The organism is Vibrio sp. V12_P9A6T4 (assembly GCF_963874835.1).
GTDB classification, from domain to species: Bacteria; Pseudomonadota; Gammaproteobacteria; order Enterobacterales; family Vibrionaceae; genus Vibrio; species Vibrio anguillarum.
The window spans coordinates 98,704-121,682 of the sequence record NZ_CAWNJO010000093.1; the positions used below are offsets into that span (position 1 = coordinate 98,704).

Annotated in this window: 21 protein-coding genes and 1 riboswitch; of the genes, 1 reads left to right on the forward strand and 20 read right to left on the reverse strand. The window is 45.9% G+C overall.

Features of this window, described 5'->3' with window-relative positions:
* Positions 1-102: 102 nt before the first annotated feature.
* From AACQ42_RS14995 to guaB, 4 genes are all read right to left on the reverse strand, one after another.
* Complete coding sequence (locus tag AACQ42_RS14995; protein ID WP_094166398.1) at positions 103-1,791, reverse strand: chitinase; 1,689 nt, start codon at positions 1,789-1,791, stop codon at positions 103-105.
* A gap of 280 nt (positions 1,792-2,071) precedes the next feature.
* Positions 2,072-2,929 (reverse strand): bifunctional hydroxymethylpyrimidine kinase/phosphomethylpyrimidine kinase, encoded by an 858-nt coding sequence (gene thiD / locus AACQ42_RS15000; protein ID WP_094166399.1) that lies wholly within the window; start codon positions 2,927-2,929, stop codon positions 2,072-2,074.
* 100 nt (positions 2,930-3,029) lie between these two features.
* Positions 3,030-3,140, reverse strand: a riboswitch (TPP riboswitch).
* Positions 3,141-3,188: 48 nt separating this feature from the next.
* Entirely contained in the window at positions 3,189-4,742 is a 1,554-nt protein-coding gene (gene guaA, locus AACQ42_RS15005; RefSeq protein WP_017044245.1) for a glutamine-hydrolyzing GMP synthase, read from the reverse strand.
* 81 nt (positions 4,743-4,823) lie between these two features.
* On the reverse strand, positions 4,824-6,287 hold the full coding sequence (guaB, locus tag AACQ42_RS15010; RefSeq protein ID WP_094166400.1) for an IMP dehydrogenase: 1,464 nt from the start codon (positions 6,285-6,287) through the stop codon (positions 4,824-4,826).
* Between the two features lie 230 nt (positions 6,288-6,517).
* Between guaB and xseA the strand changes: the two genes are divergently transcribed.
* On the forward strand, positions 6,518-7,849 hold the full coding sequence (gene xseA, locus AACQ42_RS15015; RefSeq protein WP_088720949.1) for an exodeoxyribonuclease VII large subunit: 1,332 nt from the start codon (positions 6,518-6,520) through the stop codon (positions 7,847-7,849).
* 4 nt (positions 7,850-7,853) lie between these two features.
* Here xseA and AACQ42_RS15020 read toward each other — a convergent pair whose 3' ends face one another.
* The 16 genes from AACQ42_RS15020 to iscU form a co-directional block, all read right to left on the reverse strand.
* Positions 7,854-8,078 carry a zinc ribbon domain-containing protein gene (locus tag AACQ42_RS15020; RefSeq protein WP_202599510.1) on the reverse strand — a complete coding sequence of 75 codons (225 nt, stop codon included), beginning with the start codon at positions 8,076-8,078 and terminating at the stop codon, positions 7,854-7,856.
* 621 nt (positions 8,079-8,699) lie between these two features.
* Complete coding sequence (gene der, locus AACQ42_RS15025) at positions 8,700-10,187, reverse strand: ribosome biogenesis GTPase Der (protein WP_029388206.1); 1,488 nt, start codon at positions 10,185-10,187, stop codon at positions 8,700-8,702.
* 149 nt (positions 10,188-10,336) lie between these two features.
* Positions 10,337-11,497, reverse strand: a complete 1,161-nt coding sequence (gene bamB / locus AACQ42_RS15030; RefSeq protein WP_094166401.1) for an outer membrane protein assembly factor BamB — start codon at positions 11,495-11,497, stop codon at positions 10,337-10,339.
* A 12-nt stretch (positions 11,498-11,509) separates the two neighbouring features.
* Positions 11,510-12,124, reverse strand: coding sequence for a YfgM family protein (locus tag AACQ42_RS15035; RefSeq protein WP_013857490.1), 615 nt, complete (start codon positions 12,122-12,124; stop codon positions 11,510-11,512).
* A 38-nt stretch (positions 12,125-12,162) separates the two neighbouring features.
* Positions 12,163-13,431, reverse strand: a complete 1,269-nt coding sequence (hisS, locus tag AACQ42_RS15040) for a histidine--tRNA ligase (protein WP_094166402.1) — start codon at positions 13,429-13,431, stop codon at positions 12,163-12,165.
* A gap of 25 nt (positions 13,432-13,456) precedes the next feature.
* A complete protein-coding gene (ispG, locus tag AACQ42_RS15045; RefSeq protein ID WP_010320399.1) occupies positions 13,457-14,581 on the reverse strand; it encodes a flavodoxin-dependent (E)-4-hydroxy-3-methylbut-2-enyl-diphosphate synthase in 1,125 nt (374 codons plus the stop codon).
* 8 nt (positions 14,582-14,589) lie between these two features.
* Entirely contained in the window at positions 14,590-15,534 is a 945-nt protein-coding gene (rodZ, locus tag AACQ42_RS15050) for a cytoskeleton protein RodZ (RefSeq protein ID WP_094166403.1), read from the reverse strand.
* Between the two features lie 301 nt (positions 15,535-15,835).
* Positions 15,836-16,957, reverse strand: coding sequence for a bifunctional tRNA (adenosine(37)-C2)-methyltransferase TrmG/ribosomal RNA large subunit methyltransferase RlmN (locus AACQ42_RS15055; protein ID WP_026028096.1), 1,122 nt, complete (start codon positions 16,955-16,957; stop codon positions 15,836-15,838).
* 209 nt (positions 16,958-17,166) lie between these two features.
* A complete protein-coding gene (gene ndk / locus AACQ42_RS15060) occupies positions 17,167-17,592 on the reverse strand; it encodes a nucleoside-diphosphate kinase (RefSeq protein ID WP_013857494.1) in 426 nt (141 codons plus the stop codon).
* Positions 17,593-17,664: 72 nt separating this feature from the next.
* Entirely contained in the window at positions 17,665-18,960 is a 1,296-nt protein-coding gene (pepB, locus tag AACQ42_RS15065; protein ID WP_094166404.1) for an aminopeptidase PepB, read from the reverse strand.
* Between the two features lie 184 nt (positions 18,961-19,144).
* The gene (gene iscX, locus AACQ42_RS15070) at positions 19,145-19,339 is read right to left on the reverse strand and encodes a Fe-S cluster assembly protein IscX (protein ID WP_010320404.1); all 195 of its coding nucleotides are present in this window, start codon (positions 19,337-19,339) and stop codon (positions 19,145-19,147) included.
* Positions 19,340-19,389: 50 nt separating this feature from the next.
* Complete coding sequence (gene fdx, locus AACQ42_RS15075; protein WP_010320405.1) at positions 19,390-19,728, reverse strand: ISC system 2Fe-2S type ferredoxin; 339 nt, start codon at positions 19,726-19,728, stop codon at positions 19,390-19,392.
* An 11-nt stretch (positions 19,729-19,739) separates the two neighbouring features.
* Positions 19,740-21,593: a Fe-S protein assembly chaperone HscA gene (gene hscA / locus AACQ42_RS15080; protein WP_094166405.1), complete on the reverse strand. Its 1,854-nt coding sequence runs from the start codon at positions 21,591-21,593 to the stop codon at positions 19,740-19,742.
* A gap of 21 nt (positions 21,594-21,614) precedes the next feature.
* Entirely contained in the window at positions 21,615-22,130 is a 516-nt protein-coding gene (hscB, locus tag AACQ42_RS15085; RefSeq protein WP_026028094.1) for a co-chaperone HscB, read from the reverse strand.
* Between the two features lie 66 nt (positions 22,131-22,196).
* The gene (gene iscA, locus AACQ42_RS15090) at positions 22,197-22,520 is read right to left on the reverse strand and encodes an iron-sulfur cluster assembly protein IscA (protein WP_010320408.1); all 324 of its coding nucleotides are present in this window, start codon (positions 22,518-22,520) and stop codon (positions 22,197-22,199) included.
* A 62-nt stretch (positions 22,521-22,582) separates the two neighbouring features.
* Positions 22,583-22,966 carry a Fe-S cluster assembly scaffold IscU gene (gene iscU, locus AACQ42_RS15095; RefSeq protein ID WP_010320409.1) on the reverse strand — a complete coding sequence of 128 codons (384 nt, stop codon included), beginning with the start codon at positions 22,964-22,966 and terminating at the stop codon, positions 22,583-22,585.
* Positions 22,967-22,979: the final 13 nt, after the last annotated feature.

The following is a 22,979-nucleotide window of genomic DNA, read 5'->3' on the forward strand; positions in this document are numbered from 1 at the left end:
TAACGAAAACTAAGATTGTAAATTTAACCACTTGATTGTTCAAAAAGAGAGCAGAGCAACCGAATTCGATCGTGCTGCTCTCCTTTTGCTAAATGTTACTCTCTATTGACAGTTTATTTCATCCCAAAACCAGTTACTTTGCGTGGGTGATTCCCATACTCCGGGGTTATTTTTAGCCATAAAACACTTTCCATTATGCGTAATTTTATCGCCATTTTTTGCAACAGTAACCCCTGCAACCCAGCTTGAAAAATCACTGCTTGGTGGCGTAGGCTCTGGCGTGACGGGCGGTTCAGGCTCGGTGACGACTGGCGGTGGCTCAACAGGGTCAGGTGTTGTGGGCGCGGTTGGTTCACCTGTAATAAGCTTCCAAGGATCACCTTGAGTGGGTTCATTACCTTGTGACCACCACTTAGCTTCATAAGTAGCGCCTTTATAGCTCACCTTATCGCCCGTGTTATATACCTTTGTCGCTTCCCAGCCGACGATGCCATCCACTGGTGGCTCTGGTGGCGTACCGGGATCAATCGCATCCACAACACGCACTTGGGGCCAGCTAGAATGTGAACCATAAAAGTTAGTCACACATTTTTCGTAATCACCAGCAACAAGGGCTGAATACGCGGTTTGGAAACCAACCAGTTCACATTCAAACGAGTAGCCACCTGGACGATCAGAGTAATATTTCCAATTACCATCCCAGTTGGTATACAGCACATCCGTCGCACCGTTCAAATTTAAGCTACCGTAAGGCGTTTGCTGCCAACAGGTATTCTTTTCATCAGACTCAATCGGTATTTGATAATGATCGGCTAGCCCTTCCCAGTAGCGAATACGATTAACCGGTTGACCTTTATCTTTGTTCTGTTCACCGCACTCAATGCCACCATTGATAACGTTAATTGTGGTGCCAAAACCATAGCCAATACCGGCATCGCTTTCACGTTGCGAAGGTGTCCATGTACGGTCAATTACGTGCAACATTGCCGGTTTCGGTGCTTGAGGTGTTAAGAAAAACCAAATCGCTGAGGCTAAATTCAACCAAGAATCCGCTACTAATCCGGGGTTATTGAGCAGTACTTTGGCATCACCATCAAACATCACTTCAGAAAAAGCGCCATAGTTGAAATGGTAAGAGAGCTGCTTCGCGCCACGACCAAAATAACCCTGCCCGGCGGCGCACGGCCAACGAGCATTTTGCCAATCATTTTGGCCACAACCGGTTGTGTAGCCACTTTGCCCTTCAGACCAACCCATTTCACGCACATGAACTAATGCTTGCTGCCATTCTTCAAGCCTATTCGGATTATCAGATACGTTGTCTTTCGCAATGTGACCACCTGTTTCTTGTGAGAAATGGGCAAAAGCCGTCACAATGGATTTTTTACAAATTGCGTCTGAATCTCGGCCATCCGTATATTCGCCACAAAATGCGGGGAATTTGCCAATTGCCCGTAAGAAGCGTGTGTAGGTGTATTCGGGAGCCGCCATTTGAGTTAAGAAACCCCACTCGTACTGTGGAAAGACTTGTTCAACACGCTTGACGTTTTCAGGGTTAGAACTTAACCCCGGTACTATTGCTTCAACAATCGCATTCGAACGCGTTTCTAGTGCTTTCGACCAGATGGCATACATGGGATCCGCTGTTTTGGCTTTTTCTGCCGCTTGTAGCTCTACTTTAGAGACAATATAACCCGCGGAATTTTCAGGGTCAGGTAAGATATTTAACGCGTAACTGTTTGCGGCTAAGACACTGCTAATCAGCACGGCTAAATGCTTTGTTTTCAACATATCAATCCCTTATTTTTTGCTTAGTGGGTACAGTGAAAATAGTATGGATAGCCGAGCCATTATTGACAGTGAAACTTATTAATTAAATGTCAAAATGCGAGTGGTTTCATCATGATGTAAACCAATTATCGTACAGCGACATCGCCCTTTGAAGGCAAGTCGATAAAGATGAAAAAGCCTCAAAAAAGCTTGAGACTTTTAGAGTTCAATCTATTTTTCATCAGGTTAAGTGAACAACCAATGCCTCAAATTTCTCAAGCATCATAGCACCGGCAATGGCTTAGCGCACATGAGCGTGGCCAGTAAAAAAGTGATGAACTGGGCCGCGACTTTGGCCAACATCCAGTTCATCGGCATGGCCAATAGCTTGCGAGATATACTGTTTAGCCAAATACACGGATTTGTGCAGGTTATTACCTTGAGCAAGATAGGAAGCAATCGCAGAAGAGAGCGTGCAACCCGTCCCATGGGTATTTTGGGTTGGAAAACGCTTCGCACTGAGTAATTCTGACGAAGATTGCATGATCAAAAGATCATTGCTGTTTGCATCTTGTTCTAAATGCCCACCTTTTAGCAGCACCGCCTTTGCACCCAACGCTCGTAAATCAGCCACCATACCGCTCATTTCGACTTCAGATTGAGGAACCGGCTTGCCAGTAAGCACTGCTCCCTCAAATAAATTGGGGGTAATAATGTCAGCCAAAGGGATCAACATTTCTTTTAATGTACTGATTGCCGATTGCTCAAGTAATAAATCACCACTGGTCGCCACCATCACGGGATCTATCACAAGGCTCTTGGGTTGGTATTGCTGCATTTTTTGGGCAACGATCTTGATGATACTGGCATCGGCTAGCATGCCAATTTTAACGGCCACGATCTTCAAGTCGCTAAAGACAGCATCTAACTGGTTTTCGATGTGATCAAGTGGAATCGGGAAAATGGCGGAAACGCCTTGAGTATTTTGTGAAGTAATGGCGGTAATAACTGAACACGCGAAACTGCCAGTTGCCGATATCGCTTTTATGTCGGCTTGAATGCCTGCCCCTCCACCGCTATCAGACCCTGCGATAGTGAGTACAACAGGTATGTTTAATAGCGTCGTTTCTTGTGTGTGTTTCTGTATTGGTTGTGCCATGGTCGCTCCTATGACAAGACATACAGGAACTGACTTTGACCGTGGTTTGGAAAGTTCGGTAATCGAATTTACAAAGGTTAGCCGTTGTTATTCGGCTCGTGACAAAGTGCTCATAGTTCCCTACGTCAGTATTAACTGAATCAGGTTCGACGGGTCTCGAATTTCGATCTCAGCCGATGCAGAATCTGCATCGGCTCCCCGACTATTTCGCAGTAATCATAACAGGGCACTCACCGAAGGAGTACGCTTTTTTGGAGGATTATTCCCACTCAATAGTGGCTGGTGGCTTACCTGAAATATCGTAAACCACACGAGAAATACCATTCACTTCATTGATGATACGGTTAGAAACCTTACCCAAGAACTCATAAGGCAGGTGCGCCCAATGTGCGGTCATAAAGTCAATGGTTTCCACAGCGCGTAGCGATACAACCCAATCGTATTTACGTCCATCACCCATAACGCCTACCGAACGAACAGGTAAGAAAACCGTGAAAGCTTGTGACACTTTGTTATACAGATCAGCGGCATGCAGCTCTTCAATAAAAATAGCATCGGCGCGGCGCAGCAAATCACAGTACTCTTTCTTCACTTCGCCCAACACGCGTACGCCAAGGCCAGGGCCTGGGAACGGATGGCGGTAAAGCATGTTGTAAGGCAGACCAAGCTCTAGGCCAATCTTGCGTACTTCATCTTTGAAAAGTTCACGCAGTGGTTCAACCAATCCCATTTCCATATCATCAGGCAAACCGCCAACGTTATGGTGAGATTTAATCACGTGCGCTTTACCTGTTTTAGAGGCGGCCGATTCAATCACATCTGGGTAAATCGTGCCTTGCGCAAGCCATTTCGCATTTTTCAATTTCTTTGATTCTTCATCGAAGATATCAACAAACACATGGCCGATGATTTTGCGTTTCGCTTCCGGATCAGACTCACCTTGCAGTGCGTTGAGGAAACGATCTTCTGCATTGACATGAATGATGTTTAAACCAAATTTGTTGCCAAACATATCCATTACTTGCTGAGCTTCATTCAGACGCAATAGGCCGTTATCAACGAATACGCAAGTTAATTTATCGCCAATCGCTCGGTGAGCCAGCATCGCCACAACTGACGAATCTACACCACCCGATAGGCCAAGGATCACCTCATCGTCGCCGACTTGCTCTTTAATACGAGCAACCGCATCTTCGATGATAGACTCAGCCGTCCATAGACGCTCACAACCACAAACGTTGAGAACGAAATTCTCAAGCATTTTTAGACCGTTTTTGGTGTGCGTGACTTCTGGGTGAAATTGCACGCCATAATATTTTTTCTCTTCATTCGCCATTGCCGCATAAGGACAAGTTTCCGTTTGCGCTGTTTTGACAAAATCAGCCGGAATTTGCACCACTTTATCACCGTGGCTCATCCAAACGTCTTGCGTTAGCTCAAGGTCGCTAAACAGGGCCGATTCACCCATTAGCTGTACAGCTGCATAACCAAATTCACGTTCCTCAGAACTGGCCACTTTTCCGCCCAACTGTTCAGCCATGGTTTGCATGCCATAACAAACACCAAATACAGGTACGCCAGAATCAAACACATATTGTGGCGCACGCGGAGAGTTGGCTTCAGTCACGCTTTCAGGGCCACCAGAAAGAATAATGCCATCTGGGTTGAATTCACGGATGTCTGCTTCTTCAACATCCCAGCTCCACAGCTCACAATAAACACCGATTTCGCGAACACGGCGGGCAACCAGTTGTGTGTACTGAGAGCCGAAATCTAAGATCAGAATACGTTGGTCATGGATATCTTTAGTCATTTAAGGTCAATCTCAATCATTAATGTAGTGGATGGGGAACATCGCGCTCCCCATAAGCTTCAAGCTATTCGTGGTTCGTCATTAACCCAAGCGGTAGTTTGGCGCTTCTTTGGTAATTTGAACATCATGCACGTGTGACTCTTTCATACCTGCACCAGAGATACGAACAAACTCGGCTTTAGTGCGCAGATCTTCGATAGTGGCCGAGCCAGTTAAGCCCATGCTTGAGCGTAAACCACCCATTTGTTGATGAACGATCTCTTTTAGACGGCCTCGATAAGCGATACGGCCTTCGATCCCTTCAGGTACAAGCTTGTCAGCTGCATTGTCAGATTGGAAATAACGATCAGAAGAGCCTTGAGACATTGCACCCAGCGAACCCATACCGCGGTAAGCTTTATATGAACGACCTTGGAACAAAATAACTTCACCCGGAGCTTCTTCAGTACCAGCAAACATGGAGCCGACCATCACGCAAGATGCACCAGCAGCAATCGCTTTACAAATATCGCCAGAAAAACGAATACCGCCATCAGCAATCACAGGAATACCGTATTGATCAGCCACTTCAGCTGCATCAGAAATCGCCGTAATTTGAGGAACACCAACACCCGTTACAATACGCGTTGTACAGATTGAACCCGGGCCAATACCGACTTTGACCGCGCTTACGCCCGCGTCAATTAGAGCTTTCGCACCGGCACCCGTTGCAACATTGCCGCCGATAATATCGAGATCAGGATAAGCGGCGCGCGTTTCACGAATACGGTTAAGTACACCTTCTGAATGGCCATGGGAAGAGTCAATCAGTAGAACATCCACTCCCGCTTCCACTAATGCTTTTACGCGCTCTTCATTGCCAGCACCGGCACCAACAGCCGCACCAACACGTAAACGCCCTTGTTCATCTTTACAAGCATTCGGTTTACGTTCTGCTTTATGGAAATCTTTCGCGGTGATCATACCAGTCAGTTTGAATTCATCATTCACTACCAAGACTTTTTCAACACGCGCTTTGTGCATGCGCTCTTGTACATCCTGACGAGATGCGCCCTCTTTAACTGTGGCTAAGCGATCTTTTGGTGTCATGACTGCTTCAACTTTTTTTGTTAAATCAGTAACAAAGCGAATATCGCGGCCGGTGATGATACCGACAAGCTCATTGTGATCGCTCACCACAGGGAAACCGGCAAAACCATGTTTCTCTGTCAAAGCAATCACATCTTGAATGGTTGCGTCAGGGCGAACTGTTACTGGCGCAGTCACTACACCCGCTTCAAAAATTTTGACAAGACGGACTTGTTCAGCCTGCTCTTCAATGGGCATATTTTTGTGGATAAAACCAATACCACCCTCTTGGGCAAGAGCGATCGCAAGGCGAGCCTCTGTCACTGTATCCATAGAAGCTGAGATCATCGGAATATTCAGTACGATATTTTTGGTCAACTGAGTATGGAGATCGGCTGTGTTTGGGAGAACGGTGGAGTGTGCTGGTACGAGAAGAACATCATCGAATGTCAGCGCTTCTTTGGCAATTCTTAGCATTTGCAATATCTCACAATTAAGAGGAGTGAATAAAAGGTAAATCCAAGTTGTCTCAATTTGCCCTAATACACAATGAACAGGATAAATCGATTTGGATTTGATATTGCGGTCGGATTATACGCCCGAGGTAATCGCTTGACCACTCATTTTTTCATTTTTAATTTGCATTCCAACCCTTGATATGTATTATATTGCCGCTAATTTCCATACCCTCGTCTAGGGGATTAGCCTTGCCTTCTTTGACCAACGAAAACATCTACACTGTCTCCCGTCTCAATGCTGAAGTACGCCTGTTACTTGAAAATGAAATGGGCATTGTGTGGCTCGTTGGTGAAATATCGAACTTCTCCGCTCCGGTTTCTGGCCATTGGTATCTCTCACTCAAAGATTCTCGCGCGCAGGTAAAATGTGCGATGTTCAAAGGCAATAATCGCTTTGTGACCTTCAAACCTAAAAATGGCCAGCAGGTACTTGTTAAAGCGCGTCTTTCTCTTTATGAACCTAGAGGTGACTACCAAGTCATTATCGAGAGTATGCAACCCGAAGGGGATGGTCGTCTCCAGCAAGAGTTTGAAAAGCTGAAGATGCAGTTGGCCGCGGAAGGGCTGTTTGCACAATCCAATAAGCGCCCCTTGCCGGAAAATCCTCAATGCGTCGGAGTTATTACTTCAAAAACTGGCGCAGCCCTGTTTGATATTCTTGATGTGCTCAAGCGGCGCGATCCAAGTTTGCCCGTCATCATTTATCCTACACTGGTTCAAGGCGAACAAGCGGCCATTCAAATTGCTCAAGCAATTGGTAGAGCAAATGCGAGGCAAGAGTGTGACGTATTGATTGTGGGTCGCGGTGGCGGTTCTTTAGAAGACTTATGGTGTTTTAACCACGAGATCGTAGCGCGCACAATTGCCGCTAGTCAGATCCCAATTATCAGTGCCGTCGGGCATGAAATCGATGTGACGATTGCTGATTTTGTGGCTGACGTACGTGCCCCAACCCCCTCCGCTGCTGCAGAATTAGTCAGCCGAGACAACAGTAATAAGCGACAAGCTTTCGCCTCATACCAGCACAAGCTACAAAGTGCGATGCGCTATTACACCAGTCAACAAGCGCATCATTTACGCGCTTTGGTTCACGCGCTAGAGAAACAGCACCCCACTTATCGCTTGCAGCGTCAAAGCCAGCAACTTGATGACACAGAAATGCGCCTACAGCGGGCGATACACCGCTATATTTCGACTCAGCGCGAGCACATTGGCCAGCAATACCATCAACTGCAGTTGCATTCTCCCGTACAAACCTTAGCGAAGCAGCAGCATCGACTAGCCAAAAGCGAGCAACGATTGCTGGACGTAATGGAGAAAAAGCTCCTGCGCACAGCACACCGTTTAACGCTAGCCGCAGAGAAGCTTGACGCAGTAAGCCCATTAGCGACACTAAAACGAGGCTATTCGATCACGCGAGATAGCTCAGGCAAAGTGATTCACCGCGCTCGTGATCTAAAAACCGGCGATCAATTGATCACGCGAGTAGCGGATGGCGAAGTTTTCTCTACCGTCAATTAATCACTTAATCCTGTGCTTGAAACTCAAATCGAATCTTAGATTTTGATTTGAGCTCATTGCATGAGTTACAGAAAAAGTTTGCCGCGCCACACGCCTGCAATTTCTCCAGCTCAGAATCACACTCAGGGCAAAAACCAATTTTGTTAAAGTGATGTTTGCACTGAGTACAATGGTAACGCCCATCCCACGCCAGTGGATTTTGGCAACAAGGGCAAAGATTTTCCTGCATATTGATCCCATCTCTCTTTGTGTCTTTCACATAACATCTTTCACATAGTGTGATTTTGGTAGATGTTTTATATCGTTCGTTTTAATAGATAGCTCGTTTGCGTAGATAGTTCGTGCATGTGATAGCCGACACTTCATCAAACGGCACGTATGGTCTCGGATTATCGAGAGTTCAGCTTTGATCTCTATCATAATACCTTCAGGCTCACCAACCACCTCATACACATTAGGCTATGATCGATAAAAGATCTCAGCCTGATCATTTGCTTTATCTGCTCCGTTCAGCGATCTACTCTCAAAAGAACATTTATATAACCACGCACCGAAAGCATAAGTTACATATTCTGTATATGGATTTATAACGATATAAAGCTCTACGTAATAACTAAAAAATCAAAGAAATCAGGATATATGGAAATGATCTTTTGGCGAAATATTCTACTCATTTTGTTTGATAGTTATACAAAGCAGCAACGTTGCCATGCTCTGTTTTTCTCTCAATCATTTTGGTACTGCACTTCATTTCCAGACCGCCACGTTAAGTGAGGCTCTATCGCCAATGATAAATTTTAGGCAAAAAAATACCCAAGTCTAAGCTTGGGTATTTCAGTTATGAGGAAGGCTACTTGCTGCGTCCTTTCATCATCGTCATTAAGCGTTTACGTTTACGCTCTTGAGATAAGGTCAGCTTATTCACTTTTCCTTCAAATGGGTTATCACTGCTTTGGAACTGGATACGAATAGGCGTACCCATGATTTCTAAAGACTTACGGTAATAGTTCATCAAATAACGTTTGTAAGAATCTGGCAGCTCATTCACCAAGTTACCGTGTACAACGATAATCGGCGGGTTATAACCACCTGCGTGAGCGTATTTAAGTTTTACGCGGCGGCTACGAACCATAGGCGGTTGGTGATCATCGGTTGCCATTTTAAGAATGCGAGTCAATACCGATGTGCCGACACGTGTTGTCGCCGATTTGTATGCTTCTTGAACCGACTCAAATAGATGACCAACACCTGTACCATGCAGTGCAGAGATAAAGTGGATACGAGCAAAATCGACAAAACCTAAGCGGCGATCGAGCTCTTTCTTGACACGTTCTTTGACGTCGTTATCGAGCCCATCCCACTTATTGACTGCAAGCACTATCGAACGTCCGGCGTTTAGTGCAAAACCTAGCAGGCTAAGATCTTGATCTGAGATATTCTCACGAGCGTCAATGACTAACAGAACAACGTTTGCATCTTCAACGGCTTTTAAGGTTTTGACGACAGAGAATTTCTCAACCGTTTCGTTAATGCGAGTACGACGACGCACGCCAGCAGTATCAATCAATACATACTCGCGCTCATCACGCATCATCGGGATGTAGATGGAGTCTCGCGTCGTTCCGGGCATGTCGTAAACCACAACACGCTCTTCACCGAGAATGCGGTTAGTGAGCGTCGATTTACCGACATTCGGACGGCCAATGATCGCCAGTTTTATCGGCTGATCTTGCAGACGTTTGTATTCAGCTTCGGCTTCTTCTTCGGTGTAATCTAACTTTTCTTCTTCGGCATCTTCAAAGTCGGTTAGATCTTCGATTTCGCCTTCAGCCTGCTCAATCATTTCTTCAGCAAGTGGATTCAAAGCTCGGTCGATAAGGATCCCAACACCACGGCCATGAGCGGCAGCAATTTGGTACATTTGATCGACGCCCAATTGCCAAAACTCAGCACTTGCAGCATCAGCGTCAATGCCATCCACTTTATTCACAACTAAAATAGCGCGCTTTTCAATCTTACGCAGATGTTGGGCGATCACTTCATCAGCCGCCGTTAAACCAGCGCGGCCATCAACCATAAATAGCACAACATCAGCTTCATCAATCGCGGCCAATGACTGTTGAGCCATTTTCGTTTCTACACCCTCTTCACTACCATCAATACCGCCGGTATCGATAACAATGAAGTCGTGCTCACCCAATTTAGCTTGGCCATATTTACGGTCACGCGTTAAACCGGGGAAATCCGCCACCAACGCATCGCGAGTGCGAGTTAATCGGTTAAACAACGTAGATTTACCGACATTGGGACGCCCAACAAGAGCAACAACAGGAACCATACTAACCTCTACAATATTTTCTCTTATGTAGTTATAGGTAAACACTTGCTAGCAAGCATTAAATTTTTACCTATAACCACATCTATTTATTCAATAAAACGGCCCCTAACTGTTACCAGCCAGGAGCCGAATGTGAATTATATCACGATTTATTTTTTAATCGTCAGTTTCTTTACATTGCCATTACGGGTCATGCTGACATAACCATCATCGACAGCGAGAGGACTCACAGCAAAACCGCTCTTATCAACCAACTGTTGGGCAACGAATTCACCACTGCTGCGATCAATCCAATGTAGATACCCTTCACTGTCACCTAGCACAAGGTAGCCATTGATAATCGCTGGTGCAGTTAGCAAACGGTGTTCAAGCTGTTTGTTGCTCCAAAGTTCGGTACCGCTTCTTGTATCCACAGCCACCACATGATCTTTGTCGGTCACCACAAATAATCGGCCACCATCGCTAGCCATGTCTGTTGCTGAAGAGTAATTCCGCTTCCAAGCTGGTTTGCCCGAACGCAGATCAATGGCGATCAACTGGCCATTAAAACCAACCGCATACAGCATGCCGCCAATCACGATAGGTGAGGCATCAACATCGACTAGGCGGTCAATTTCAGTGGCACCTTTAGGCATGCCAATCGGTTGTTGCCAAATCAACTGACCACGCTCAACGATAGCGGCAGCAAGACGGCCACCTGAGGTTCCCCAAAAAACACCGCCCGATACCGCAACAGGTTTGCTATCGCCTCTCAACGTTAAATTAGGAACTTCAGTACTGATGGTCCATTTTTGCTCACCCGTCGCTTGGTCTAAACTCACCAAAGTGCCACGACTGGTATTAACAATGATCATGTTCGCATCTGCAGCCGGAGCTGCTAGCACTTCACCGTCGACTTTAACTTGCCATACAAGCTCACCCGTAGCTTCATTAAGCGCAGTGACTAAACCGTTTTCACTACCAATGTAAATTTGGCTATAGGCCGCCGCTATGCCGCCGGATAAACGCATGGTGCCATCTTGTTCAAGATCGGTTTGCCACAGCTCTTTACCCGTTTTAGGGTTCAAGGCTTTCACCAAACCATCACGGCTAGCAATAAATACTTTGTCGTAAGCGTATTCTGGAGATAACTTTGAGAAGTAATGCCCTACGCCATCACCAATCGATGTGCTCCACTGAGTTGTGGGCGTAAATTCACTGGTTACCATTGGCACAGGAGCCATGATAATGGTGTCTTCTTCGCTAGCACACCCTACAAGTGCTCCAAGCACAACGGCAGAAACGAGCACTTTGTTGAACAACTTTTTCATCAACTTGTGCCCTTATTTGGCAAGATCGTCCAGTTTCATCTGTAGCGTTTGGCTTGCATCGTCAGCTTGTTGTGCTTCCGTGTATGCCGCATAAGCCGCGTCCGTGTCGCCTTTACGCAGTGAGATATCACCACGCAGTTCCGCAATGCGTCCCGCCCACCCTTTCTCTGTAATGGTCGTAAGATCAGCTAAGGCGGCATCAAACTGGCCTTGTTCCGCTTTAATACGGGCCACGCGATAGGTCGCTAACGGTAGAATAGCATCATCTTTGGTGTTTGCTTTTGCCCATTCAAGCTGCGCTAAAGCTTCATCAATTTGACCCGCTTCTACTTGAACTTTTGCAAGTTGTAGTGCGGCTAAGACGGCATATTCTGTACCTTTATTACTATCAATAAAGCTCTCAACAACCATCTCTGCTTCTGCGCCTTTTGCCGCTAACTGAGTTACCGCTTTGCTATAACTTTCAGAAGCGGCTTCTTGCGCAGCAATAACGCTATCTTGGTAGTAACGCCAACCAAACAAGCCACCAAGGCCAATTACAGCACCAAAGATCACGGCTTTACCGTTCTCTTTCCACCAATCTTTTATCGCTTCAACTTGTTGTTCTTCAGTATCGTAGAGTTCCACTTCCTGTCCTCTTTAATAGATGTCTCAAATGCGCTTGCTTACACAAGATGCGTCAGTTTGCTCGCGACTTCAGTTTGAGAAATCGTAATTTGTTCACCACCGATAAGATCTTTGAGAACTACTGTGCTTTCTGCGACTTCATCTTCGCCTAATACCAAAGCCACCGCAGCGCCCACTTTATCAGCACGTTTAAATTGTTTTTTGAAGTTACCACCACCAAAATGGTTCATAACACGCAGCCCCGGAACCTGTTCACGCAACTGCTCAGCAAGTTTCATTGCTGCCATCATAGTGCCTTCACCCGCACTGACCATGTACACATCGACACTGCGACGCACGTCGGTCAGTTCCAGTGTTTCCATCATCAGCACTAAGCGCTCTAACCCCATGGCAAAACCCACTGCTGGTGTCGCTTTGCCACCCAGTTGTTCTACCAAGCCATCATAACGTCCACCGCCACAAACCGTACCCTGAGCACCTAAGCTTTCAGTGATCCACTCAAATACGGTGCGGTTGTAGTAGTCTAGGCCGCGCACCAAGCGCTCGTTAACTTGGTATTCGATACCCGCAGCAGTAAGAAGTTCACATAAGCCTGCAAAATGTTGCTTCGATTCTTCATCTAGATACTCAGACAATTTGGGTGCGTCACCTAAAATCGCTTGAATATCTGGATTTTTAGTATCGAGTACACGCAGTGGGTTGGTGTACATACGACGTTTGGCATCTTCATCCAACACCTCTTGATACTGCTCTAAATAGTCAATCAAAGCGGTGCGGTAATTGGCACGCGCTTCAAGAGAACCAATTGAGTTCAGTTCCAAACGAACATGTTTGTCGATGCCCAATTCACGCCATAAACGCGCGGTCATCATAATCAGCTCGGCATCAACATCAGGGCCATCCAGGCCAAACACTTCAACCCCACATTGGTGGAATTGACGGTAGCGCCCTTTTTGCGGACGTTCATGACGGAACATTGGCCCCATGTACCATAAACGTTGCTCTTGGTTGTAGAGCAAACCATTTTCGATACCAGAACGGACACAACCTGCGGTACCCTCAGGGCGAAGCGATAAACTGTCACCATTGCGATCTTCAAAAGAATACATCTCTTTTTCAACCACATCGGTCACTTCACCGATCGCACGGCTAAATAGATGTGTCATCTCAACGATAGGCATACGTACTTCATTGTAGCCATATGCACTAATCACGTTTTTCACTGTGCCTTCCACTTTTTGCCAAAGTGGAGACTGAGTTGGGAGGCAGTCGTTCATGCCTCGAATTGCTTGAATTGTTTTTGCCACAATACTTACCGTAAGGTCGTTGAGATTAATTTTGTTCGATTTGAGTCACGTTGATTCGGTTCTTCTCATCGAGAATAGAGGCCTTCGCGCGAATTTTCGCTTCGAGTTGGCTGACCAGATCATCGTTATCAAAACGCTCTTTCTGGCGGACGCCGTCTTCGTAGAATGCACTTTTCTTGTTGCTGCCAGCCAAACCAAGATGAGAAGCTTCAGCTTCACCTGGGCCATTAACCACGCAACCGATGATCGAGACATCCATAGGTGTCAAAATGTCTTCCAAACGTTGCTCTAACGCATTGACTGTGGCGATCACATCAAACTCTTGACGTGAACAGCTTGGACAAGCGATGAAGTTAATGCCTCGCGAGCGAATACGCAGCGATTTAAGAATATCAAAGCCGACTTTGATCTCTTCGATCGGATCCGCAGCCAGTGAAATACGCAGCGTATCGCCGATGCCTTCGGCAAGCAGCATACCTAAGCCCACTGCCGATTTAACTGCACCGGCTCTTGCGCCTCCTGCTTCCGTAATACCAAGATGCAGAGGTTGGGCAATCTGTTTAGCCAGTAAACGGTAGGAATCAACGGCGAGAAAAACATCCGATGCTTTAACGCTGACTTTGAATTGATCAAAGTTGAGTCTTTCAAGAATATCGACATGACGCATCGCTGACTCGACTAAAGCGGCCGGTGTTGGCTCACCATATTTCATTTGGATCTCTTTTTCGAGCGACCCACCATTCACGCCAATCCGAATGGGTATGTTCTTGTCACGTGCGCAATCGACCACGGCGCGAATACGTTCTTCGTTGCCAATGTTACCAGGGTTTATACGCAAGCAATCAACGCCATATTCGGCGACTTTCAACGCAATGCGGTAATCAAAATGGATGTCAGCCACCAGCGGGATGGATACTTGCTGCTTGATCAACTTGAACGCTTCTGCCGCGTCCATTGTCGGTACAGAAACCCGTACAATATCAGCCCCGACTTTTTCTAACGCTTTAATTTGAGCGACCGTTGCCGCAACATCGGTAGTGCGCGTGTTGGTCATAGATTGAACAGCAATAGGAGCACCATCACCGATGGGCACATTACCGACATAAATACGCGTCGATGAACGACGCTTAATTGGAGATTCGTGTTGCATAGTATTTTCTAAGGTAAGGTGAATCGAGCGACTTTACCGGAAGTATACCCAGAAAGGTCTACAGGTTCACTTGCAAATGTCATTGAAACGCTTTCAGGCGCGCCAAGAATGATTTGAAACGGAGCTTCACCTTGCAAGGTTACGGTTTGCCCTGATTTTTTAATCCCAGTGGAAAGGGTTTTGCCTGCTGCATCTTTCACCTGAATCCAACAATCTGCGCTGAATGTGAGCGTTAGAGGAGCGTATGGATTCGTTGCATCCTGCGGTGGCGTCTTATCCAATACAGGATCGTCTCTCGCACTCAGGTCGGCTTCGGCTGTATCATCTTCAGGTGAAGGGATAAGTTCTGCAGCCTGAGTGTTGATTTCTACAGGGATATCCACCGCTTCTGCTTCTACTTGAGATTCGTCAACCGTAGGTACTAATTCAGGAACGGTCGTGAAATCCTCATCTCGCAAACGCTCAACCGATGTCGACGTGATTGATGGTGAACTCTCAACCACAACATTCTCTTGTTCTTGGTTTTGCCACCACCATAATGAGGAAATACCAATAATGATGGCAAAAATACCCCATGTCAGCGTCATAATACGGCTATCGTGTTTCTCTCGCTTGGTTTTCTTCGAAAAACTTTGCATCGGTTGTTCAGCGACAACCGTAGGATAGCAATCATCAAAGGAAGCTAAAATAACTGACTCTTTGATCCCGACGGCCTTCGCATAGGAACGTAAATAACCGCGAGTAAACGTCGCCACTTGGTCCGAGGCGAAGTTATTCTCTTCTAAACTCTGAATGATAGAGAGACGTAACCGCAACCTATCGGCAACTTGCTTTTGCGTTAATCCCAACGCTTCACGCTTTGCCTTTAATAAAGTGCCGGGTTGCACCGTGTCTGTTTTTACATCTGCAATAATCTGTTCTTGTTCAGTAGTCATCCGTTTTGTACATCTCATTATGTTATGGCTCGAATGGCACCGTCATCACTTTTATTGTTATTAGTTCGTAGTAATAAAATGGTGCATTCCAACACGGTGAAAAATTTGCATTCATTGATGCAGGCGACAGTTCAAATTTAACATTACGTCAGTTAGCAATTCTAATGGATATTTGACGTTAAACAACATGGCTTTAGGAAAGAAATTACAGCTAGGTCAATATTTTTCATAAAATTGACGTCAAAATCGCGGAAAATTATTTCAAATGGTAAAAATGCACAAAGCCAGAGGAATCTCTGGCTTTGCTTTATCATCCGATTTAAACCGATTTGACAGGAATGACATCGCCACCCATTTGTTTCATTTTGGTCCGTTTGGTTCTATCAATCACATCACCCACTAGCTGCCCACAAGCGGCATCAATATCATCACCACGAGTTTTACGCACCGTCACTGTGTGTTCATACTGCATCAGTGTTTTTTGAAAACGGTCAATACGTGAATTACTCGGTTTTTTATAAGGTGAACCGGGATAAGGGTTAAATGGGATCAGGTTAATTTTACACGGTGTGCCTTTCATCAACTTAGCCAATTCGTGCGCGTGGTCCATATCGTCATTGACATGATCCAGCAACACATATTCCACCGTAACCTTGCCACGGTTTGCGTTTGAAGTGGCGATATAACGACGCACTGAGGCTAAGAAATCTTGAATATCCCAGCGATCATTGATCGGCATAATTTCGCTGCGTAATTTGTCATTGGGTGCATGCAATGAAATCGCTAATGCAACATCGATTTGCCCTGTCATTTGATCAAGACCAGAAACCACGCCCGAAGTGGACACGGTGACACGACGTTTTGACAAGCCAAAACCTAAATCATCCAGCATGATCTCTAACGCTGGGATCAAGTTTTTCATGTTGAGCAAAGGCTCGCCCATCCCCATCATTACTACGTTAGTAATCGGACGACGACCCGTCTCTTTCTCAAGGCCAATTTCTCTCGCTGCGCGCCAAACTTGCCCGATAATTTCAGACACTTTGAGGTTACGGTTAAAACCTTGCTGAGCCGTTGAACAGAATTTGCATTCCAGAGCACAGCCAACTTGGGAAGAGACACACAAAGTCGCTCGGTCTTCCTCTGGGATGTAAACCGTTTCAACATCTTGATCTCCTACACGCATCGCCCACTTAATCGTACCATCAGACGAATGTTGTGCTTGTGAAACGATCGGCGCGCGAATTTCACAGCGTTGTTGCAGTTGCTCACGCAGTTTCTTGTTGATATTGGTCATTTGTTCGAAGTCATCACAACCAAAATGGTAGATCCACTTCATGACCTGATCAGCGCGGAACGCTTTTTCACTGAGCTCTTCAGCAAAAAATTTACGCAGACCTTGGCGATCAAAATCAAGCAGATTGACTTTTTCAATAGTCATGTGGCCTCTCAACAACGGAAACAATAAATAAGGGCGCGAATTGTACAGCCTTTATGCAGTAACAACAAGGGTTGTACAACCCTTCAATTACTAAGTCATTCAATGCTTGGCGGATTGTTTTTACTCTACAGCTCCCAACCATACGAGTATAAAAAAGCCTCACAACGTGAGGCCTTAATCGAAAGAATTTGGGATAAAAAACGCCAAGATTAACGAGAGAAAATCTCTGATTCTGGGAAGAAAAAGGCGATTTCACGTGCCGCCGATTCAGGACTATCACTGCCATGAACTGAGTTATGGCGCATGCTTAATGCGTAATCAGCACGAATGGTTCCACATGCCGCTTCTTCTGGGTTAGTTTTACCCATTAATTCGCGGTAACGAGCAATAGCATCTTCACCTTCAAGCACTTGAGCCATGATAGGCCCAGAGGTCATAAATTCTTTTAGTGCTGGAAAAAACGCTTTGCCTTCATGCTCAGCATAAAAGCCGCTCGCTTGCTCTTCGTTCAAATGTACCATTTTCGCAGCGATAATACGCAAACCTGATTTTTCGATACGGTGATAGATTTCACCAATCAAGTTACGTTCTACCGCATCGGGTTTAATGATAGAAAATGTTCTTTCTAGAGCCATAAGGTTATCCTTTTTCTTTTGTTTTTTTAGTTATAGTGAACCGCCCAAAACAGAGAGTTGAGCGGTTTTTCATTATTGAGCTTGGTCGGTCAAAATGCGTGCTAATGTACGCACCCCCATCGCCGTTGCACCTGCGGCCCATTTATCGCTTGCTGATTTGCGGTAAGTACCAGCGCAATCAAAGTGCAGCCACCCTTTTTTGTAATCTTCAACAAAGTAAGAGAGGAAGGCCGCTGCGGTACTTGCTCCCGGTGAATAATCACCTGAGCTGATGTTAGAGAGATCCGCAAAGCTTGAAGGTAACATAGAGCGATGAAACTCAGCCAAAGGCAGAGGCCATAAGCCTTCTTTCTCTTGGTGAGCTGCCACCAATGCCTGCTGTGATAAGCTCTCATCAAAGCTGAGTAGTGCATGGTAATCATTGCCGAGTGCATTTTTAGCGGCACCCGTTAATGTCGCGCAATCAATAATAAGCTGCGGTTTTTGCTCGTTGGCATAAATCAAGCCATCGGCCAATACTAGGCGGCCTTCTGCATCGGTATTCATTATTTCAACTGTGGTGCCGTTTTTATAAGTGATGATATCACCCAGTTTCAAGGCGCGTCCGGAAACCATATTTTCTGCACAACACAAAATGAGTTTCACACGTTTATTAAAACCACGCATGATAGCCAAACCAAGGCCACCGGTAATCGTTGCAGCGCCCCCCATATCTGCTTTCATCGCCGACATAAAGTTGGACGTTTTTAAACTGTAACCACCAGAATCAAAAGTAATGCCTTTGCCAATTAAGCAAGCAAAAACAGGAGCATTTTCTTTTCCTGTCGGATTGTAATCGAGTTGCAGCATGGCTGACGTACGCTCGGAGCCACGCCCTACCGCATAAATACCTTCCCAACCTTCGGTGAGTAGATCTTTATCTTTGACAATGCGGTAGCTGACATGCTCAGGCGCTAGCGATTTGATGAACTCAGCCGCCATGGTCGCTAACTGACGCGGAGCGACTTCTTCGGCGCTTTTATTGATGATATCGCGCGTCCATTCCGTCGCTTTAATACGATATTCTAACTCGGCTTGATCTGACTCACTCAGCGGTTGCCATTCTAGTGTGTTGAGTTTTTTCGCTTCACGATAACCTTGGTAGAAAGCCCAAATATTTTCTAAGTGCCAACCGTCACCTTGTAGGCTGATAGCTCTGATAGCTTGCCCATCAAGCTTACGCGCGGCACGTTGAACCGCGCTGAGTTCATACTCACTCTCAATAGCATGAATTGTGGCACCATTTTCTGAAAACGAAACAATCGCCTTTTCTCCCCACTGAGGCTGGGCAGCTTGTTGGCTGATAAATACGGACATCTTTGTAGACATGGTTTCTCCTTGCCTGAATATGGCCTCACCTGTGCCATTACGATTAAATAACCAAGGGATGTTAGCATTTTGTAGGGTCAAAATGTCAACTTGATAAAAAAACGGACCATTCGGTCCGCTCTTTTTAGTTAAAATTGTTAACTCTGTGATGTTTTACTGAATAACCATCATGTTAGCAATAGTCTTAGTCGATCTCTTCCATCCAACATAGAATAATCGCTTCGAGAATTTTTTCGTTGGAACGGTTTGGCTCATCATCAAACTCTTCCAGTTCCATCACCCACTGGTGTAGATCCGTAAAACGTACATTTTTAGGATCTACGTCTGGGTATTGCTCACAAAGCTCGATCGCAATGTCACGAGAATCGGTCCATTTCATTTTGCTTTCCTTTTACAAACAGTCAACGGGCGTTAATACGCTCAATAGGATTAATGATCTTCAGAAGCCAGATTGAGTGTGTACTTTGGAATTTCAACCACTAAATCTTCGTTAGCGACTCTAGCTTGGCAGCCAAGGCGAGATTCAGGTTCAAGACCCCACGCTTTATCAAGCATGTCATCTTCCAACTCATCACTCTCATCAAGTGAGTCAAACCCTTCGCGAACGATAATATGGCAAGTCGTGCATGCGCAGGATTTTTCACACGCATGTTCAATAGCGATACCATTTTTCAGCGCCACATCCAGTACGGTTTCTCCTGCTTGCGCTTCCAGAACGGCACCTTCAGGACAAAGCTCTTGGTGAGGTAACACAATAATCTTAGGCATAATTTTTCTCTTTAAATATCATCTACCGACTGACCAGCAAGTGCACTACGAATGGATTTATCCATACGGCGTGAAGCAAAATCTTGGCTGGCTTTGTCTGTCTCTTTAATTCCTTGCTCGATGGCATCGGCGCTATCACCATTACGCAGCACAATTAAATCTTCTATTGCATTCAGAAGGATCTGCTTTTCTGACTCAGATAACAATTCATCACCATCGGCCTGTAAGGCTGAGATCAAACCTTCGATAACGCGATCGGCTTCTACACGTTGCTCTGCCAGAGCGCGAGTCTGCATATCTTGTTTGGCAAACGTCATCGAATCTCGCAGCATATTTGCTACTTCATTATCACTCAGTCCATACGAAGGCTTAACTTGAATTTCCGCCTGAACTCCCGTACTTTTTTCCATCGCTGTCACGGAGAGTAAGCCATCTGCATCAACTTGATAAGTTACGCGGATATGCGCGGCACCCGCCGTCATTGGTGGAATACCTTTTAGTGAAAAACGAGCCAATGAGCGGCAATCGTCTACCATCTCACGTTCGCCCTGCACCGTATGGATGCTCATGGCTGTTTGACCATCTTTGAAGGTGGTGAATTCTTGAGCTTTCGCAACAGGAATGGTGGTGTTACGTGGGATGATTTTTTCCACTAAGCCACCCATGGTTTCAATACCCAGCGACAGGGGAATTACATCCAGCAGTAACATTTCTGAATCGGGTTTATTACCCACCAAAATGTCGGCTTGAATTGCTGCACCAATCGCGACAACTTCATCAGGGTTGATGCTAGTTAGTGGTGTGCGACCAAAAAACTCACCGACTAAATCTCGAACCAGTGGCGTACGAGTTGAACCGCCGACCATCACCACTTCCAACACTTCATCTGCAGTAATCTCGGCATCTTTGAGTGCTCGACGACACGATAGTAAGGTTTTCTTTACTAGTGGCGTGATGAGTTGGTTAAACTCATCGCGAGTTAAACGCCCTTGCCAACCCAGCACAGAAACCTCGACACTCTCGGTATCAGATAAGGCAATTTTCGCTTCGGTGGCCGCATCAAGCAATGCTCGTTGCTGCTCTGCAGTGAGCGGTTCAGCTAAGCTGATTTGGCTCAAAAAATGGTCAGCAATCAAATGGTCAAAATCATCACCACCGAGCGCGGAATCGCCACCAGTCGCGAGTACCTCAAACACGCCTTTCGACAGACGTAAGATAGAGATATCAAACGTACCGCCACCTAAATCATAAACCGCAATCACACCTTCCTGCGCTGAGTCTAAGCCATAGGCAATCGCTGCAGCGGTAGGTTCATTGAGTAAACGCAGTACGTGCAAGCCGGCAAGTTGAGCGGCATCTTTGGTGCCCACGCGTTGCGCATCATCAAAATAAGCAGGTACGGTAATCACCACACCCGCTAATTCACCACCTAACGACGCTTCGGCACGCTGAGCAAGAGATTGAAGAATATCGGCGGAAACTTGAATCGGGTTCTTATCACCTTGCGCCGTTTGCAAAATAGGCAAACCGTTGTCACTGGCTTTGAAGCGATAAGGCAATGTGGGATAACGCGCCTGAATGTCAGCCAGTGAACGGCCGATCAAACGCTTCACAGAAATGATGGTATTGGCAGGATCAACTTGCGCGTGTGCTCTGGCATCAAAGCCTACGCAACGCTCTTGAGCCGAATAGTGGACCACCGAAGGGAGGATCGAGCGTCCTTGTTCATCAGCAAGCGTCGTCGCATTACCGCTTCGAACCGATGCGACTAATGAGTTGGTTGTCCCCAAGTCGATACCCGCTGCGAGTTTATGCTGATGCGGCGCAGAGCTTTGACCGGGTTCTGCAATTTGAAGTAATGCCATGGGTTGGTCCTTATTATCGAACTAGCCGAGTAACTGTTCTTCGACTCTTTCTATTTCATTTTTGAGCTTGGCAATAAATTTAAGCTTGCGAACCGTATCAGCCGCAAGGTTCCATTGAGCCTGATTAAGTTGTTGCTCAACCAAGGTAAGATGCTGTTTATACATCTTGCTAACTCTGTTTTCAAAATCGAATAACGCACTTTCAACATCAGACTGTGAGGCGATGGCTTCAAGCTCTTCTCGCAGCTCCATCTGCTCCATTAAAAACAGCGGATCTTGCATGGTTTGATGTTCTGCGCGTAACTCTATGCCTTGTTCAAGCAATAAGTATTCTGCGCGACTGATCGGTGATTTTAATGTTTGATAAGCATCATTAATTTGTGAGGCGTTTTGCACAGCAAGCAGGCGATCTCGCTCAGACGCAGTGGCAAAATTGTCGGGATGAAACCGTTTTTGCAGCGCACGAAACTGAGAAGAAAGAAGGCTACCATCCAGTGCAAACTGACTTGGTAGCCCAAATAATTCAAAATAGTTCATTAACACATTGCTCCTAGTGCTCGACACTAGGCTCAAGTGAGCCTAGTCACGCCGAAAGCCAATCCGTTACACGTTGAAGCTTTCACCACAACCACATTCGCTTTTTGCATTCGGGTTGTTGAACTCAAAACCTTCGTTTAGCCCTTCTTTGACATAGTCAAGCTGTGTGCCATCAAGGTAGACGAGGCTTTTCGAATCGATAATCACTTTGACACCATGATCTTCAAACACTTCGTCTTCTTCGTTAACGTCATCAACGAATTCAAGCACGTAAGCCATACCCGAGCAGCCTGTTGTTTTCACTCCAAGACGTAAACCTACGCCTTTGCCTCGGTTATCTAGGAATGCTCGAACGCGATGCGCTGCTGTTTCAGTTAAGGTAATGGCCATACTACAACCTTAGATTCTTAGTTTGAACTTATGGGAGTGAACCATCATTCACTCCCTTAATATTATTGTTGGTGTTTCTTTTTATAATCGGCAACGGCAGCTTTGATCGCATCTTCCGCCAAAATCGAACAGTGAACTTTCACTGGTGGAAGCTCTAGCTCTTCCGCGATTTCAGAGTTCTTAATGGCTGCCGCTTCGTCAATGCTCTTGCCTTTGACCCATTCAGTAACCAGTGAGCTCGAAGCAATCGCGCTACCACAACCGTAGGTTTTAAATTTTGCATCTTCAATTATGCCTTCTGGCGTCACTTTAATTTGTAGCTTCATTACATCGCCACAAGCTGGAGCGCCAACCATACCACTACCAATGGTTGGATCTTCTTTATCAAAAGAGCCAACATTACGTGGGTTTTCATAGTGATCAATTACTTTTTCGCTGTATGCCATGATAGTTACCTCT